The 16935-nt window shown below is 56.3% G+C and carries 10 protein-coding genes; 3 read left to right on the forward strand and 7 right to left on the reverse strand.

Translation table 11 applies throughout. The features are described from left to right. Positions 1–628 precede the first annotated feature (628 nt). From FD30_RS06260 to secA2, 7 genes are read right to left on the reverse strand one after another with little or no spacing between them, the layout of a single operon-like run. Entirely contained in the window at positions 629–1492 is an 864-nt protein-coding gene (locus FD30_RS06260) for a hypothetical protein (protein WP_024747058.1), read from the reverse strand. Further along, the gene (locus tag FD30_RS06265) at positions 1482–2930 is read right to left on the reverse strand and encodes a glycosyltransferase (protein ID WP_056944322.1); all 1449 of its coding nucleotides are present in this window, start codon (positions 2928–2930) and stop codon (positions 1482–1484) included. Before FD30_RS06265 ends, FD30_RS06260 begins: the two co-directional genes overlap by 11 nt. After that, on the reverse strand, positions 2927–3679 hold the full coding sequence (gene asp3, locus FD30_RS06270) for an accessory Sec system protein Asp3 (protein WP_056944323.1): 753 nt from the start codon (positions 3677–3679) through the stop codon (positions 2927–2929). The genes FD30_RS06265 and asp3 overlap by 4 nt, the downstream gene beginning before the upstream one ends. Further along, complete coding sequence (gene asp2, locus FD30_RS06275) at positions 3676–5259, reverse strand: accessory Sec system protein Asp2 (protein ID WP_056944324.1); 1584 nt, start codon at positions 5257–5259, stop codon at positions 3676–3678. The genes asp3 and asp2 overlap by 4 nt, the downstream gene beginning before the upstream one ends. Further along, positions 5249–6787 carry an accessory Sec system protein Asp1 gene (gene asp1, locus FD30_RS06280; RefSeq protein WP_056944325.1) on the reverse strand — a complete coding sequence of 513 codons (1539 nt, stop codon included), beginning with the start codon at positions 6785–6787 and terminating at the stop codon, positions 5249–5251. Before asp1 ends, asp2 begins: the two co-directional genes overlap by 11 nt. 12 nt (positions 6788–6799) lie before the next feature. Next, positions 6800–8035, reverse strand: a complete 1236-nt coding sequence (locus FD30_RS06285) for a hypothetical protein (RefSeq protein WP_056944326.1) — start codon at positions 8033–8035, stop codon at positions 6800–6802. A 14-nt stretch (positions 8036–8049) separates the two neighbouring features. After that, the gene (secA2, locus tag FD30_RS06290) at positions 8050–10440 is read right to left on the reverse strand and encodes an accessory Sec system translocase SecA2 (protein ID WP_056944327.1); all 2391 of its coding nucleotides are present in this window, start codon (positions 10438–10440) and stop codon (positions 8050–8052) included. A 125-nt stretch (positions 10441–10565) separates the two neighbouring features. Here secA2 and FD30_RS11775 point away from each other — a divergent pair, with 125 nt between their 5' ends. From FD30_RS11775 to FD30_RS06300, 3 genes are all read left to right on the forward strand, one after another. Then, positions 10566–10706 (forward strand): hypothetical protein, encoded by a 141-nt coding sequence (locus FD30_RS11775; protein WP_158422972.1) that lies wholly within the window; start codon positions 10566–10568, stop codon positions 10704–10706. A 393-nt stretch (positions 10707–11099) separates the two neighbouring features. After that, positions 11100–12158, forward strand: coding sequence for a glycosyltransferase (locus FD30_RS06295; RefSeq protein ID WP_056944328.1), 1059 nt, complete (start codon positions 11100–11102; stop codon positions 12156–12158). Between the two features lie 239 nt (positions 12159–12397). Then, positions 12398–16935: KxYKxGKxW signal peptide domain-containing protein (locus tag FD30_RS06300; RefSeq protein WP_170206915.1), on the forward strand; the 4538-nt coding region annotated here is incomplete at its 3' end.

Genomic DNA, 16935 nt, shown 5'->3' on the forward strand with positions numbered 1-16935 from the left:
GGGAATCAAGGGGTACTTAGTGGGTGCCCCGCTTTATCTGGGCTAAACTCGCGCTTTATTTGGGGGACGTTCATCTTTAATTGGGATGGGGGTTCGTGGTACTTTTCGGGCTGCTACCTTCTGTTTCCTTGGGTGCGCATCCTTTGGGCGGACTTGGCGCGATGGCAATCTCCGGACCATCAGCCACCCAGACAGCATTCACGAGATTACAGCCAACTGCGGCGACCGTTGCACGCGGATCCGGCGGACTATGCCGGGGTTCAGTTAGCTGTTGCGGGGGTGAAGTTCGTATTTGCACCGCTGATTTTGGTGGTGCTACTGATTTTCAGGAGATATCATGAATGACGGCACCGTTGATGTTCTGCTAAATGCCGATTGTCGTGTTCTGTAAGGGGGTACGGTAGGGGGAACGTCACCATGGTTGTCGGACTCAAACGGGGGCTCATTGGTCTCACAGGCTTACTGATTGCAACGGCGCTATCGACAACGACGCCATTAGTCAAAAAGCAGGCTTCCCAAGAATCGATTAGGTTCTTGGGAAGCCTGCTTTTTATTGGTATCGTGATTTTAAATCGGGTGCGGACGTTAGTGTGCATGTCAGCTGAGAGGGTGACTGGCACAGCCAGAGTTAGTCGTCCGCAATCACGGTTGCTTTGGATAGGTTGATGTTGCGGAGGGCCAGGGCGTTGTAGGCCGCCTGGTCCATCTGAACCTCTTGAATGTAGGCGATGTCGTCATTGAGAATGCCTAAGAGGTTCCCCCGGACTTCACCTTGTTGGTCGATGGGGTCTTCGGAGAGCCGCAAGATGTTGTGCGATGGCGCGTACCGCAAGGCCATCATTTCGACCCCTAAGTAGCAGACCGTGACCTGGTCTTGGACCGTCAGGAATTGGGCGACTTGACGTGAGACGAATTCGCCCAGGTTGTCGTAGTGTTCCAAAACGTCTTGCGTCTCCGGATCTTCGATGGTCACGTAGTTCAGGACGTTTTCGTAATAGTAGTACCGAATCACGGGTTGCTTCTTCAAGTTGAGGAACTGGAACTCTTGCGGCTTGCCTTCGTCGTAGAGTAACTGGGTGTATTGCCGGCCGTCAGTCGCGTATTCTTCGATCAGGTCGTTGGTCCCGTCCGGGTTGAAGTAGTCGATTTCCTTGACCGCCCGGTTGGTGCCCGGGTACAGGTGCATCCGACCGATGGGGGCACCGTCGTATTCCAGGGCCAAGAAGCCATCGGCGTTCATCAGAATGTTAGTGCCGGTGGGAACGGGTGCCCGGTTGAAGAAGAGGTAATCGTCCGGGTCGTAGGTGGTTCGCTTGGTGATCACGTCGTAGAGGTTTACGGCGTGTTTGATGCCCTGTTGCCGCATGGTCCCGGCAAAGTTCGGGGCGGACGCGATGGAGAGCAGGTGGAGGTTATCGGCCTCCAGGACCTTCTTTTCTTGTTGCCAAATATCCGTATTGGTGTGCACACCGTTTACAAGTTCATAGCGCATCGACTAATTTCCTCCAATCTGCTGCAATCACGTGGTCTTGGTAGCGTTTGACCATCTCCTGGGTGTTGACCCGTAACGTGTGGTAGTCGGCCGCCATGAAGCGCTGAAGCGCCTGGTGCAGCTGTTCCACACTGTAGTCGGGGTCGGTCCGGCTGAAGTCCGCCAGAAAGCCGTTTTGGCCTTCCGTGACCAGTTCCTGCGCCCCGAACCGGGCGTTAAAGGTCACGATGGGCAGGCCGGCGTTCAAAGCTTCAATGTAGGTCAGCCCGAACCCTTCGGAGTAGGACCCGGAGAGGTAGGCGTCGTATTGCGGGTATTGTTGGTCGAGTTCGGCGGATTGGCCCTTTAAGGTGATGTAATCACCGGCATTGCCGTCTTCGATGGCCTTCTTAATGCGGCCCTGTTCCTCACCAGCCCCGTAGATGTCTAGCGTCAGGTTGACACCATCTTCGTCGTGGAGCTTGACCAGGGCCTTAACGATGAAGTCCACGTGCTTTTCAATCGCCAACCGCGATGCCGTGATGAACTTGATGGGGTCGCCCGGCTTTCGGTCGAGGTCGATCTGCGGGTTGTCCCGCACGCCTCCTACGGGGATCGTGACGATCTGGTCGCCGCGGTCCGGGAAGTCGATCAGCATGTCTTGGCGTTGCCGTTCGGTAGCGACCACGACTTTGGCGACCTGGTCCAGGTGGGTCAACAGGTACTCGTTGTAGTTGTTGAACAGCGGGTAACGGGGGTCCTTGCGGTTGTTCAACTGGTCGGCGTGAATCACGTCGATTACCTTGAGCTTGTCGGACGCCATGTTGAACAGGGCGACTTCGGGGTCGATCCCCCGGTCAATCATGTAGATGTTCTTCTGGTTGTAGGCCAGGTTCAACCGCTCGAAGAAGTAGCGAATCAGTTGCATCCCGTTCGAGAAGAAGAGGTGTTCACCGCCAGCCTGGTGGTAGAGGTGGATGTTACGGATGATGACCTTGCGGTGCGGGTCATCGTAGAATTGAAAGTTCGCCATGCGTTGGTGGGTGTTCATGTTAAAGATTTCGACGTGGTTGGAGCCCACCAATAAGAGCTTAGACTTCTTGTGGATGTCGGGGTGCTTGATCATGTGGTCGACCACGTGCAGGCCGCTTTCCGTGTAGGTATCGCGTTTCCGGTGGGTGTTGGTCGAGTCGATGACCAGCTTGGTGCTATGTTTGTGGAACGTCTGGACACCGTGTTTTAAGTAGTCTTCCCCTAGGGTAAAGTACTCCCACATGTTGATGACTTGGTCATTGCCTAAGCCCCAACGCCGCATGGGGGCTTGGAGGTCCCGGTTAAGGCGATAGAACAAGAAGCGGTAGTCGATGCCGGCTTGCTTGAGGACCTTGCCCCGGTAGAATTCGGCGTGTTCCACACCGGAGTTTCCCATGCCAATCGTTCCGTTTACAAAAAATATCATTTTTCATCCTCCTGAAACGTTAATGATTGCCAATGTGCTAACTTGGCCTGCCAGTCGGCCAGTCCCGAATCACTCCGGGATGTGGTGGGGTGGGCAGCTAAGAAGTCATCGAGCTCTTGGTTGAGCTTATCGACCCAGTGGACATCGCTGAGTTGATGGGGTGATGCGTAACAGATAAAGTTCGTGTGGTCGGCCATTAGCGGCAGCGGCTTGGTCCCGCCTTGGCGGATCACCAAGGCCACGTGGGGCGCGGTCGCGTCGACCGTGGTGGCCAGCACAGTACCTGCGAATTGGTTGACGGTGAAAGTGTAGGCCTCCGCCGTCAGGTCATCCATCAACAACAGGTACCGAAAGACGATTTGTTGGTGGTGGGTGTTGACCAGTTCGATGGTGTAGTCGGTCGCCGTTAGGGGCATCTCGAAGTGCCCCTGGATGCCATCTAGGATGGCGTCGGTCAGGTGAGCGCCCGTGTCATCGAAGAAGCGAATCCGCAGGTAGACCCCACCGTCGTCCACGGCGACGTTCCCGGTCAGGTAGTAGGACTGTCCCGGTTGGAGAATCGGGAGGTCCGCCGTGTTGTGGGTCGCGGCGAAGTTGCGGCGGGATTCCCACTGGTGGATCACTTCACCGGGCGGCATCAACGGTGCGCGGTAGGTGATGACCCGGTCGGGCGTGGCCGTGACCTGGCACCCGTATTCGTAGGTGTTGCGCAGGTTGGTCGGCCAGAGTAAGAGGTAGGCGAGACTCATTGGGCCACCCCCTCTTCGGTAAAGTGCCGTTGGAATTCGGACGCGAGGATCATCCGGTACTGCTTGATGAACCAGGCGTTGATGGCCGGCGTATTATCGTTATGCCGACCCTGGATGCCCTTATGCAGGAACCGGACGTGCGGGAAACTGGTGGTGACCCAGTCGAAGAGTTGCGAGAAGCTGGTATTGTCGAAGTCGTCTTGGTACATGTGGGCGATGGCAAAGGTGGTCTGACTGAAGTCCCCCTGATGAATGACCTTCCAGATCCGGTCGTTCAAGGCCTGCGCCGTTTCAGGCGTGACGTCGCCGGTATGCGAGAGCAACAGGTCGAAGGATGGCTGGAAGTCTTGGGTCCGCTTGATTCGACCGTTGGTGGCGGTGGTCCCCAGGTTGATCAGGGGCTTGCCGGCCACGATGGCCCGGGGCGCGAGTTGGGCGCCGTAGTACATGGCGGCGGTGGTCCCTTCGGAGATTCCCGAAAGAATCAGCTCGTCGTCCGCAAAGCCCAGCCGGTGTAAGGTCGCTTGAATCACGTGCAAAAGGTTGGTCTCGAAGGCTTCCGAACCGATGTAGAAGCCCCCACCGTTGAGCCGCGGGTCGCTGATCAAGAGGAAGGGCGCGCCTAAGCTTTCCATCATGAAGTTCCCTTCGAAGTGGTCGGCCATGTTGAACCCGCTGAAGTAGACGTTCAGGGGTGGGCGCATGTCGCCAGCATCGAAATAGTAGTAGAAGTTGTCGTTGAAGCTGTCAGGGACGTGGGCCAGGTGACCGCCCGGGAAGAGTTGGCCGAACCGCTCGCGGGCCTTGGCGACGTGCACCAGTCCGATATCGAGTTGGCCCTGTCCCTTGACCAGGACGCTAAGGGTGTAATAAAAGTCAGTTTCGTCCATGTGCAGGGTCTTACCTAACGGATACTCGGCGGGGTCGAAGGTCACCGTGCGAATCGGGCGGGCAGACTGCTGGTTGATCAGGGTCAGCTGGTAGCGCACGGTGAGGTCCGGACTGGCTTGACATTCGGCCTGAAAGGTCAGGTCGCAGTTCCGAGGAGCGTACCCCTGAGTCTCCCAGATGGCGACCGGCTGAAGGTCGGGGCCGAAGTTGCCGCTGAGACGCAGGTGGTAACGACCGAAACGGGTCACGTCCCCGTCGAAGCTCCCCAGGACCCGGAGACTCCCGTGGTCCAACTTGAAGGCATCTTGTCCGGGGAACCAGTCCCGATTGATCAGGGCTGCCAGACCAGCGGGGTCGGTCAAGTCGGCGGGGAAAGCACCCTTTAACGCGAACAGGGCTTGAAGGTCGGCGTCGAGCGTGACCTGCTGGTCGTAGAGAATGTGGTTCGCGGGTAACGCCGAGAGGGTGGCGAAGTCGCCCCAGGTGGGGTCGTCGCTGGGTAACAGAAAGAGGGCGTTGCGCCAAGCCGGAGTGATCTGGCCGTTGGCGGTCAAGGTTAGTTTCGGACTGGTGGGATCGTCCGCGTGGTCGGGACGGTAGACCCATTGAAATGCGTCATCGAGACTGTCAGCGGACAGGACGGGTTGGCCGCCCAGTTGAACCACTGGCATCTGTCGTCTATTTGCCATGCATCATGACCCCTTTCCAATAAGCGAGTAGCTTGGGTTCGGCCAGTTGTTCCAGGAACCCAATGCTTTTGACCAGGCTCTGATTCCAGTGAATCAGGGTGGCTAAGTAATAGTCCAATGCTTGAGGCAGTTCATCCAGGTGGGCGACAATCCGGCCGTTTTGTTGGTCGGCCACGTACCCGGTCGCGACCCGGTTGATCTGCGGGATGCCCGCGCTGATGGCGGCAATCTGTAGTTGCAGGTCGGGGATGTCGCCCAGGTCAATCAAGAGCCGGGCACTACTGAGGATGGCTTCCCGGTCGTGGTCGGAGACCCGGTAACGGACCTGGACCCGCTGAATCTGGCCGATGACGGTCTGGAGTTCCTTAGGAATCTGGGTACCCAGTCCCGTCAAGGGTTGGTGGTGGGCCAGTTGGTAGAGCACCAGGTCGATCAAGCGGCCATCGGCGGAGTCCGCATCGATGGTGGCGGCACTTAGAATCTGTTGCTTGAATTGCTGGGCCAAGCGGTCCGCCGAGACCTTGGACGTCGCAATCACGCTGATGACGTGTTGGTCGTCTTGGACCAACCAGTTGACCAGCTGGCGCCCTACCAGAACCTGCGCGCTAGCCGATAAGTGGTTGACCGCCCAAGCAATGGTGGTCTCCGGTAGTTCGGTACTGTTTCCCAGCGCCAACTTAGTCGCATAAGGCGAGACCACGTCGACCGGCGTGTCCAGGTTGGCGTTGACCTGCTGGAACTTGGCCGCCATTTGTTCAGTGGGGGCCACCACCCGCTCGACGGCGCCGAAGAGGTCGTCGGGTAAGGTTGGCGCGACCCGGGTGTCTAAGAGGTAGGCCAGACGGTGCTGACGGGCGATAACGGTCAGGATCTCGGCCGTCACGGGGTTCGCCGCACTGATGATCAGGTCGTGCCGGTCCTTGAGGTGCGCCATCACCCGTTCGGTCAGCAGGGCCTCGAGCGAGTCGTAGGTGTTGGTGACCTGGCCGGAAGCGTCTAAGAGCTGCACTTCGGGGGTGTCTTTACGACGCATCACCACGGCGCCGTTGGGGTCGAACCAGAGGGTTTCAATCCGGTGGTTACGCAGACTATAGGTGGTCTGGGTGGAGCAAAAGCCGCGGTCGTCGTAGACCTTAAGGACCCGTTGGCCCAGATCGTTGAGCAGGTCAACGCGGCTGACGAACCCGGCCGGGTGGAAGTGAACGGTACCGCGGACTCGGCCTTCCCGGTAGAGCAGGACGGTGGCGCCCACGTAAGCGAATTCAGTTCCTTGCGGCAGGTTAAGGTCCTCGAGACCTAGCGGCAGGCCACTGGGCCGGTGAACGTGTTGGATGTCATCGTAGACGTTCCACCAGTCAAGGGCGCTCAGGTGGTTCTGCTGCAGCTGGTACCGCAACCAAGGGAGGGGCTGCAGGAGTAGCAGTTCCGTGTCGAGTTGGTGGTGGCTGAATAACTGGGCTAATTTCACGATAGGATTATCGGCGAGTTTGAGGGCATCGCGGGACCACGCTGGAATAATGACGGTCATCGGGATACCTCCTTAGTCAAAGATCCGGTAACGGTTCTTGGTGAGCAATCCGTGAATCTGGTCGGTGACCCCGATGGACATCCCCGCAAGGATCATCATCGAGCCCAAGAAGAGCGAGTAGTTGGTGGCGGCGGGGTAGAAGAGACCGACCAGGAGTGGGCCGACACCGATGAAGAGCATCACAAAGTTCGATAAAAAGGTGAGCCGGTTAAAGTGTTGCATGATCTTGGCTTCGGTGGCGTCCCCGGGGTAGACCCCTAAGAGGTAGTCGTCACTTTCCTTTAAGGTCTTGGCCTGTTGGGTCGGCTGTAAGTTGATGTACCCAAAGGCGTAGTTCAAGACCAGAAGGACCACGGCGTACATGATAATGCCTTGAACGGTCCGGTAGGAGAACCAGGTCGCGATGAAGTGCTGCAGTGGTGTCTTGGGACCGGTGGCCTGATTAATGAAGTAGCGTGGCAACATGAACAGGGAGCTGGAGAACATGAACGGCATCCCCGCCGAGGTCAGGAACTTGATCGGCAGGTAGGAGTTCGAGTGCTCGCGGTCCAGCATGGGCCGTTCGACTGGCAACCGAAGTTCGGCCGCGTTGGTCACGACACTGAAGACCAGGAAGATGGCCGCCAAGATCACGGCGATGGTGATCGAGGTCGGGGTCAGCTTGATGGTGACGGTCTCGGCGTCCCCGAAACCGTGCATCAGGTTGTTGGGAATCCCCCGGACGATGCCGGGGATGATCAACGCGACACTACTCCCGATACCGATGGCGGCGTTGAGGTTGGCCAGCCAGGCCACGAACATGGCGCCAGCGATCAGGATGACCATACTACCGACGAAGGTCAGGTCGTAGGTGGTTCCGGGTAAATAGAAGTGCTTGAGCGAATCACGGACCAAGTAGACCAGCTGGAAGGATTGGGCGATCGCCAAGAGTAAGGTGATGCCGTACTTACCGATGCTGACTTGGTGGGGGCTGAGGTGGCCGATGAATTCGTCCCCGACGGCTTGAATGGCCTGCCAGATGATCATGGCACTCATGAAGGGCCCCATCCCCACGGAGAAGAGCGTTTGGTTCGAGAAGTCACTCCCGGTCACGTTGGCGAAGAGGCGCAGAAAAGTGACGTGGTCGACGGCTTTTTTGGCCGACGACAGGTCGATATTCGGGAGCGGAATGGTCTGTCCGATGACAAAGACCGCGAGGATCAGAGCGGTCCACCCGAGGCTGGTTAAGAATTCACGATAACGATGCACAAGGAATCACCTTTCTAGGGATAGGTCACGTCAATGCTCCCGTCCGCTTTAAATTGAAGTTCTGATAATAAGAGGTTCTGAACGGCCCGGCGCGCAAAGGTCTCCTTCATTTCGGCGAAGGACTTGCGGCCGTCCTTGAGGTATTCCAGCAACGGATCGTGTTGGGCGGTGCTGCGGTTGGTCGCGATTTGGCGTAACTGTTGCAACATGTCAACTTGGTCGATCCAGGCGTTGTCGAGGGACTTTAAGAGGCACATCCGTTCAAAGTACAGTTGTTGGTCTTCTTTAATATTTTCGAGTTTTTTAGTTAATTGGTCAACCATTAGCTGTTGTAAAAACGGCGCCGTTTCCTTGGGCCTATCCGGGTGCCAGTTCTGGTCGATGCTATCGGCCACGACCAAGTGATTGTCGATGGTGTTGAGCACGTAATCGGCCAGTTCACTGCGGGTCGGTTGGGGATGGGCGGTCACGAAGGCCCTGGTGGCCATTTTAAAGACGCTGTTCAGCATGTCCGTCAGGTCCGGGGCCGTCATGATCTGCTTACGGGTCTGGTAGATGGTGTCTCGTTGAACCCGCATGATCTCGGCGTATTGCAACGTCTGGGTCCGGGATTGCCGGTCGTCGCGTTCGGCATTATGTTGGGCCTTAGTGATTAAGTGCTTGAACCGGTAGTGCCCCGTAATCGGGTAGCGGACCTTGGGGATGGGCTGATGCTTGGCCTTGGCCTTAGCCACCCGGCGCCGGTAACGCCGAAGCCACTTGGGACCGTGTTCTTGTAAGATGGCGTCTTCGATGGAGACCATGAAGATGGTCTCGCCGGGCGCCCCTTGCCGGCCGGCCCGGCCCCGCAGTTGGTTGTCGACCCGGGCACTGTTCATCCGTTCGGTCCCCACCACCAGCAGGCCGCCGAGTTCCTTGACGCCCTTGCCTAGCTTGATGTCGGTCCCCCGACCGGCCATGGAGGTGGCCACGGTAATCGCGCCGGGTTGCCCGGCTTCCTTGACAATCAAGGCTTCCTTGGCGGCACTCCGCGCGTTTAAGAGGTTGTGGGGGACTTCTTCGCGGAGCAGGATCCGGGAGAAGAGGTTCGATAAGGACACAGACCCGGTCTCGACTAGGACTGGCCGCCCCTTGGTATAGGCGTCCTTGACTAGGGCCACGGCGTGTTCCAGCTTAGCTTGGGTGCTGAAGAAGAGCCGGTCGGGTAAGTCGACCCGTTGGTTGGGCTTGTTCGTAGGTACGGCGATGACGGACAGCCGGTAGGTCTCTTGAAGCTCCGCGGCGTCGGTCATGGCCGTCCCCGTCATTCCGCTAAGGTGGCTGAACATCCGAAAGAGGTTCTGGAACGTGATGGAGGCCATGGTCCGGGTCTGGTTGCTGACGGGGACCAGTTCCTTGGCTTCCAAAGCCTGGTGAAGACCAGCTTCCAGCTTCATCCCGGCCAGCTTCCGGCCGTTCGAGAGATCCAACAAGGAGACCCCGTCTTCATCGACCACGTAATCTCGGTCGCGGGTCAAGGTCTGGTGAGCCTTGAGGGCCAAGACCAGGTGACGGTAGAGGGTCCGGTGTTTCTGGGTCAACAGGCCGTCTAAGCCCAGATACTCTTCCATGTGGTCAATGCCACTAGGCGTGAACCAGACCTTCTTGTGGTCGTTGCTGCGCTTGAAGTCGATATCTTCGCGTAGGAGGCAGATGACCTGGTCGGCGATGCCAAAGAGGTTGGAACGGACCCGCGGTGCCCCGGAGATGACTAGGGGCATCTGAGCGGAGTCTAGGAGGACCGCGTCGATCTCGTCGAGCAGGGCGAAATGAAAGCCCTGTAGGAACTGCTCGTCGGCGGTCCCGGATAAGTTATCCATTAAGTAGTCGAAACCCAGGGTGGAGTTGGTGGTGTAGACGATATCGGCCTGATAGATCTTCTTGAGGTCCCGGTCGTGGGGGTCACCCCCGGCTGGTGCGACCCCGGCAACAGCGGTCAGTCCCAGCCATCGGTAGACTTTACCCATCTCCTGGGCGTCCCGGTAAGCTAAGTATTCGTTGGCGGTAACCAGAAAGTTCCCGCTGCCGCTTAAGCCGTTGAGGTACATCGGCAGGGTGGCGGTCAGGGTCTTCCCTTCCCCGGTCTTCATCTCGGCAACGTTGCCGTCCTGCATGACCAGTGCGCCCAAGACTTGGACGTCGAAGGGGAACATGCCCAGCACCCGGCGGTCGGCTTCCCGAATCACGGCGAAGGCGGGGATCTTGATGGCGTCTAGGGACTTGCCGGCGGCTAACTGTTCCCGAAAAAGGGTGGTTTGGGCCTTAAGGTCCTCATCGGACATTTTACGGTATTTATCAGTTAACGCATTGACGGCACGCATCTGACGCACGTATCGTTTTGGCGTGTGATGGTGAACGAACGGCATACGTATCAGTTCTTTCCTTGGATATTGAACCCAATTCATTGATTTTAAAACTCATCGATGGTTATAATTATAGCATGATGAGTGATAGAAATAAGGGAATGTTGAAAAACGACATTTCTTCCAGAATGAAGCAGGAGGAACACTACGTTGAGGTGCCCAAGGAAGATAAAAAATCTTCGGGGAAAGCCTTGAACGTGGTGATTTCAGTGACCATTGCCATTATCGTATTAGCGGGGATCCTATACCCGATGGCAAATATGTTTTAGGGGGAGTCAGGGGTCAACACGTCACGTTATAGGGCCGTCTGTAAATGATTTCTGTAAGATTTTGTGAGTTGTTAATTGTGAAGTCCCCGCACGCGTGTAACCGGAAACCGGTGGATGGTCTGAAAGGGTTATCACTTCTACTATACGCGTTGTGGGCCGGAAAGTGAAAAAACATGTGCCGTCAGTTCCTCCAGAGAGCTAGCGGTGTGTAAGTGGTCAGCTGGCCGGGAAATGATCGGGCATTAGCTGGCTTTTTTCGTCAAGTTAGTGATTGATTTTAAGGGTGGCGGGTCGCTATAATTAAGCTAATAAACGGTGGCCCGATGTGGTTGATGATGGTGCCTCGAACCGGGAGACACTAACCAGGTCTCGGAATGGATGGGAGAACTCTTTATGCAAAAGTGGATAACGGATATTGTGCAGGGGCGGACCTTTGATGCCACGCGCCAGGCAAAACAAGATATCGCTAACATTGGTGAGGCGATGGGCTATAAAGTTGCGAATATTTTTCGGTATAACGACGTCGGGGAATCCGATGACGCGATGCTGGCCCGTATCGACGGAATCACCGCGGCGTTCGAACGCGGCGACTTCGTGGTGTACCAGTTTCCTTCTTTAAATAGTGGACGGTTCGACACGTTCTTCGTGGAACAGATGCACCGCCGTGGCGTCCAGTTGATCTGCCTGGTACACGACGTGGCCACCATGCGTGACCAGCAGGCACCGACCTGGATCGACGAGATCGGCTACTTTAACGAATGCGACGTCTTGATCGTCCACAACCGGCGGATGGCCGATAAGTTGAAAGAACTGGGGGTGACCACGCCCATGGTCTGCCAGTACTTACTGGACTACCTGGACACCAACCACGACGACGACCGCTACGAGACCAAGTTCGAAGACTTCCACCGCGGCGTGGTGCTGGCGGGCAACATCCTGAAGTCGCGCTACTTAGCGGACTGGGACCACGAGACCCCCATCACGGTCTTTGGGGTGACCGATGACGAGTTGGATAAGAAGCTGGACGCCAACCCCAAGATCGACTTCCGGGGCCAACGCTGGCGTTGGGACCTGATCCAGGAGATGCCGCGGATGTTCGGCTTGGCTTGGGACAGTGATACGGAGTCTTACAAGTACAACGATTACACGCGGTATAACCATCCGCATAAGGTCGCGATGTACCTGTCGCACGGCTTACCAATCATCGTTTGGCGACAAGCGGCCGTGGCCGATATTATCGTGAAGAACGGTTTAGGCATCGCCATCGACAGCCTGGACCAGATTGATGATGTGATTCAAAACATCAGCGATGACGAGTTGAAGCAGATGCTGAATAACGTCAACCGTTTCGGCCGGTTGATTCGGGATGGCTGGTTCACCCGCCAAGGTCTGCAAGCTGCAGAAATGAAATTACTGGCGCCGGATTTTGAGATTCCGGCGGATTTGAAATAGTTCTTTCAGGGGTCGCTCAAGCGTTGAGCGGCCCCTTTTGCGGCCACTTTTTATTATTAGATTAATATTTTAGTAGACTTTCACTTGATAAAATAAGTATGGCCGCTGGGATACGGTCGTGGCGTAGGACGATTGGCGGTTTTAATAATTATTGTAATAACCGATTTTTCCCAGAACGGTGCGAATTCTGCCAGACATGCTACGATGACGTTAGCAATTAGGAGCAGGAATTTGCGGGGGTGATCTTATTGAAAGGATTGAAGTCGAAGCAGGCGACACAGTTGGTGCGGGCAAATCAACAGGTTCATTATAAGATGTATAAGGCAGGCATTCATTGGGTCACGGCAGGACTCTCAACGATTGGCGGTCTTTTTGGTCTAGGAATGGTGGCGCCGGCTACGGCGGCTAAGGCGGCGACCCAAGCGGGAGTGGCCCAACAAGTCGCAGATGATGCGGTCACGGCGACCCAGAAGCAGGGGACGATTCCGGCGACGTCGCTGGCGAGTCAGCGTGATCTGGAAAGTGCCAGTCTCACGGGGAGTACCACGGATCAACATTCGACGGCGACCACGTCGGTGACCACATCGGTGACCACATCGTCGGAATCGGTGACGGTAACCGAACAGGAATCGGCTTCCGGAAAGCCAACGCCGACCGGGTCAACGGCTCAGGCGACGTCAGTCACGTCAACGACGATTTCGACAGCGGCGACCTCAACGAAGCCAGCTCCGGCAGATGCACCGTCCGATTCGACGACCGCCGTGGCGGATGGGGCAACACCGACCACAGCGGCTAGCTCGACCCTGACGACCACCGGAAGTGAAGTACCGTCCCAGACGACTCAGGTAGTGACCCCAACGACGGCAGCCCCGGCGACGCACCAGCCAGTGCTGCAGCCAGACGTCTGGGATCTTAAGTTACCGACGGCCATGCTGAGTAGCTGGTTGCCTGGTTTTTTGAATACGACCAATAAGACCCCGAACCAAGTAGGGGCGGATGATGCGACGAAAGACCTAGGCGACGTTTTGGGTGGCGCTTACGATAATACATTTCACATGGTGACCAACGCGGTGGGCAATACCACCAACCAAATGGTCAACGTGATTACCGGGGGCCTTTTGGCTTCTAAGACACCGGAGCCCAAGATTATCCGCAACATTCAAAAAGTCTCGACGATTTATCAAAGCTATCGGGACGGCAAGTTAGTCGACAATAGTCAGGCCACGCCGCTCTGGCATGATGACAACTACAATAGTTTGAAATTAACGGGGGAAGACTTAGCGGCCTACAACCAAGGCTACACCCACTACCTGTTCAACTTCGCCAAAGGGCTGAGTCAGTGGATCGATTCGATTCAAGATAAAGCCACGAATCCGACGACGGCCAATCAGCTGATCGATGACGTCACCTATAATCCCAACAGTATGACCGGGGTCACCTCTAGTGGTCAACTGGGAGTCGCCGTAACCTGGGCGACGGGAGAAAATCAAGGCTATGCTAAAGACGTTTTGGGGTACCAGTCGGATGGCAATGTGGCCGCTGGCAAAATCGCTCAGGCGGTCGAGACCGTCACCGACTACGTTAAGATTATTGCGCCCAACATCATTAATGGGATTGCCCACCAGGCGATGACCGATATTCGGTCGTTGGGTGGAGCCATCAACGGCGACGATTACGCGCCGCAAACCTTGAGTCAGGCGATTCAGTTGAACCAAAACATTGCCACCATGGTCGGAAACATGGGTCTGACGGGCTTAGTCAGCACGTCGTTGTTTGAGGACATCTACCAAGGAATCCGGGCCAACGCGGTTACGGCCTTGGAAAACAACTGGACGATCGGTGAAAACGATGCGTTGCAGCAGATGTTAGCGGAAGGTGATTTGACCGGAGCGCAGAATGACGATGACCCGTTGTATGTTAATTTCGTTAAGGACAAAGGCGCACAGACCGCAGGTGACATCACGAATAATCTGTTCAACACTGCGGGCAAATTATCGACCATGTCTCAGCAAGCGGGGTTCACTTGGGCCTATAAAGTGTTGGGACAAGTCATCAGCATTGCGAATACGGATGCGCTAGGTGGGACGGGTAAGCCAGACTTAGCCGCCATTGTGACGCAACTACAGGCTAGTGGAACGATTAGCGCCGCGGAGGCCAACCAGATTCTTCAGGGGACGCAAGCCTCGCACACGATTACGTCCGGGGGACGGACCACAACTTATACGCGGAATTCGGTAGGGGTTCAACGGGTCATTAATGAAGTGTACCTAGCTGAATATAACGCGGCGACAGCGGCAGTTCAGGACTTGACCACGAATCAGACTGCCCCGGAACAATGGGTCAGCCAGCAACAACAGAACTTAACGTATCAAAGCCCCATTACGAAGCAATGGATGCCGGGAATGACCACGACCTTAGGAATCTATGAGCAATTGTGGGGGACCATGTGGTCGTTTGCGCCGGGGTATCTAGGGATGGCCGCAGCGGATCAAGCAGTCCATCAGCAGCAGGGCCCGGTCAGTGCCCCTAGTCAACCTTGGAAAGTGAGCTCGTCAATTACGCATGCTTGGGCGGATATGTTGATGTTTAGCGGGGCCATGATGACGTCTCCAAATGTCTCACAAGTTCAGCAAGCCCTTTTGGATCTGGGCCAACGCTTAGCGGGCCAAGCCTACCAACGGGAATTAACCCTTGCCAATCAAGCGTTTAATGACGGGATGGCGTTAGCCCACCAACAGGATGCGCAGAGTTTAGATGGGAGTTTACCACCGGTTACCCAAGCCGGCGCTTATCATGGGCATGACGCCAGCAATGATGGGACGGGCCAAGTCTTCTTACCACAGCAATCGACTGTGTTAGACGAATGGCGCGGTGTCGTGAGTGTCCCCGTCCCTGGTCAGATTTTTCAAGACGGGTACCAGTCTCAGCTGGAGACAGTGACCATTTACACGAAAGCCACCGGAACCAGCCTTTTTGGACCGCGGTTTAGCAATACGTCCATGAGCAAGCTAAATAATACTAAGGTCAACGTCCTTAAAGGCCATGCTGACCGCTTGACCCGTCCATCTACGGATGCTAAGTGGCGATTAGTGTCCGCTCAGGCGGCTCCCGCAACGGTCACGTTTGAGTATGCGCCGGTGCCCCAAGAAACGGCGGTGTCGTCAGTCAACTTACAAGCCGTTGAGGGAACCTATGACGGACAACCGGCTAGTCAGCACTTGGCTGGCGCACAACTTCAGCTCCAGTGGGCGGATCAATCGACTAAAACCATCGCGCTCCAGTCCGATTGGGTTACGGTCGACCAGGACCAGGCTCGGGTGGGGGATTACCAGTATCAGCTGTCAGCCAAAGGCATCCAAGTCCTGTTGCAACAGCTTCAACAGGGACTGCCGAAAACGGCGGCTGCACCGACGTTAGCTCAATTGACGACTGCTAAAGGGACGGTAACCCTGAAGCCGTCGGCGACCTTGATTCCGCGCTTGACCACCCATGCGGTTCAAGTCCTGGCTGGTCAGTCGGTTCAACCGGCGGACATGGTCACGAGTGTCGCGGACGCCCTGGGGAACCCCCAGGACCCGGCATTGGTCACGGGGCCCGTCGACCAAGTATCCCAGTTAGCACCGGGGACGCACCAAGTTGAACTGATCTTTACGGATCCTACTAGTGGCGAAACAGCCCACCAGTCGGCCACGGTGACAGTCATTAGCCAAGAAGCGTCGACCAGTATGGCAAACGTGGTGGCGTCAACGGCCTCGGCTTCGTTAGCGACCAACTTGTCGGCCTTTGACTCCCAGTCTGTTCAGTTAGCCCACCAGAGTGAGCAATCCTTGAGTGGGTGGGCTTCGGAAATGGCGGCAGATTCTACGAGTCGTTTCCAGGACCAATCTGTGAGCGCCGCCCTTCAGTCGACGGTTGATGCCAACAATCAGACTTTCACGGTAGCCTCAGTCAGCAACGCCCAGGCGGATGACCAGTCGTTGAGTGCGTTGGGTTCAGCCTTAAGTTCGGCCTCGACCTCGACGTCGATTTCCACGGCGATATCGTTAGCCGACGCGTCGGTCCAGCAAGCGGTCCAGTCCGCCGACCAAGTCTTCAACCAGGCTTCGGCCAGCAACGCGCAGATGGATGACCAATCGTTGAGTACGTTGGGGTCAACTTTGACCTCGATTGCGAATTCTTTGGCGGATGCATCGGTTCAGCAAGCGGTTCAATCGGCCAATCAAGCTTTCAACCAGGCCTCAGCCAGCAACGCGCAAGCGGATGACCAATCGTTAAGTGCGTTGGGTTCGGCTTTAAATTCGGCCTCAACCTCAACGTCAATTTCGACGGCAATGTCGTTAGCGGATGCGTCGGTCCAACAAGCGGTTCAATCCGCCAATCAGGTCTTCAACCTTGCGTCAACTAGCAATGAACAGGCGGACGACCAATCGCTGAGCGCGTTAGGATCAGCATTGAGCTCGGCCTCTACGTCTCAATCCATTTCGATAGCGATGTCGTTAGCGGACGCATCAGTTCAGAAGGCAGTCCAGTCTGCTAATCAGGTCTTCAACATCGCCTCGACTAGTAACGCCCAAGCAGATGATCAGTCATTGAGTGCGCTAGGTTCGGTCCTAAGCTCGGCCTCAACTTCCACGTCAATTTCGACGGCAATGTCGTTAGCGAATGCGTCGGTCCAACAAGCGGTTCAATCTGCTAATCAGGTCTTCAACCTTGCCTCAACAAGTAATGAACGGGCCGACAATCAATCGTTGAGTGCATTGGGTTCAGCTTTGACTTC

This window comes from Levilactobacillus namurensis DSM 19117 (assembly GCF_001434785.1).
Taxonomy (GTDB): domain Bacteria; phylum Bacillota; class Bacilli; order Lactobacillales; family Lactobacillaceae; genus Levilactobacillus; species Levilactobacillus namurensis.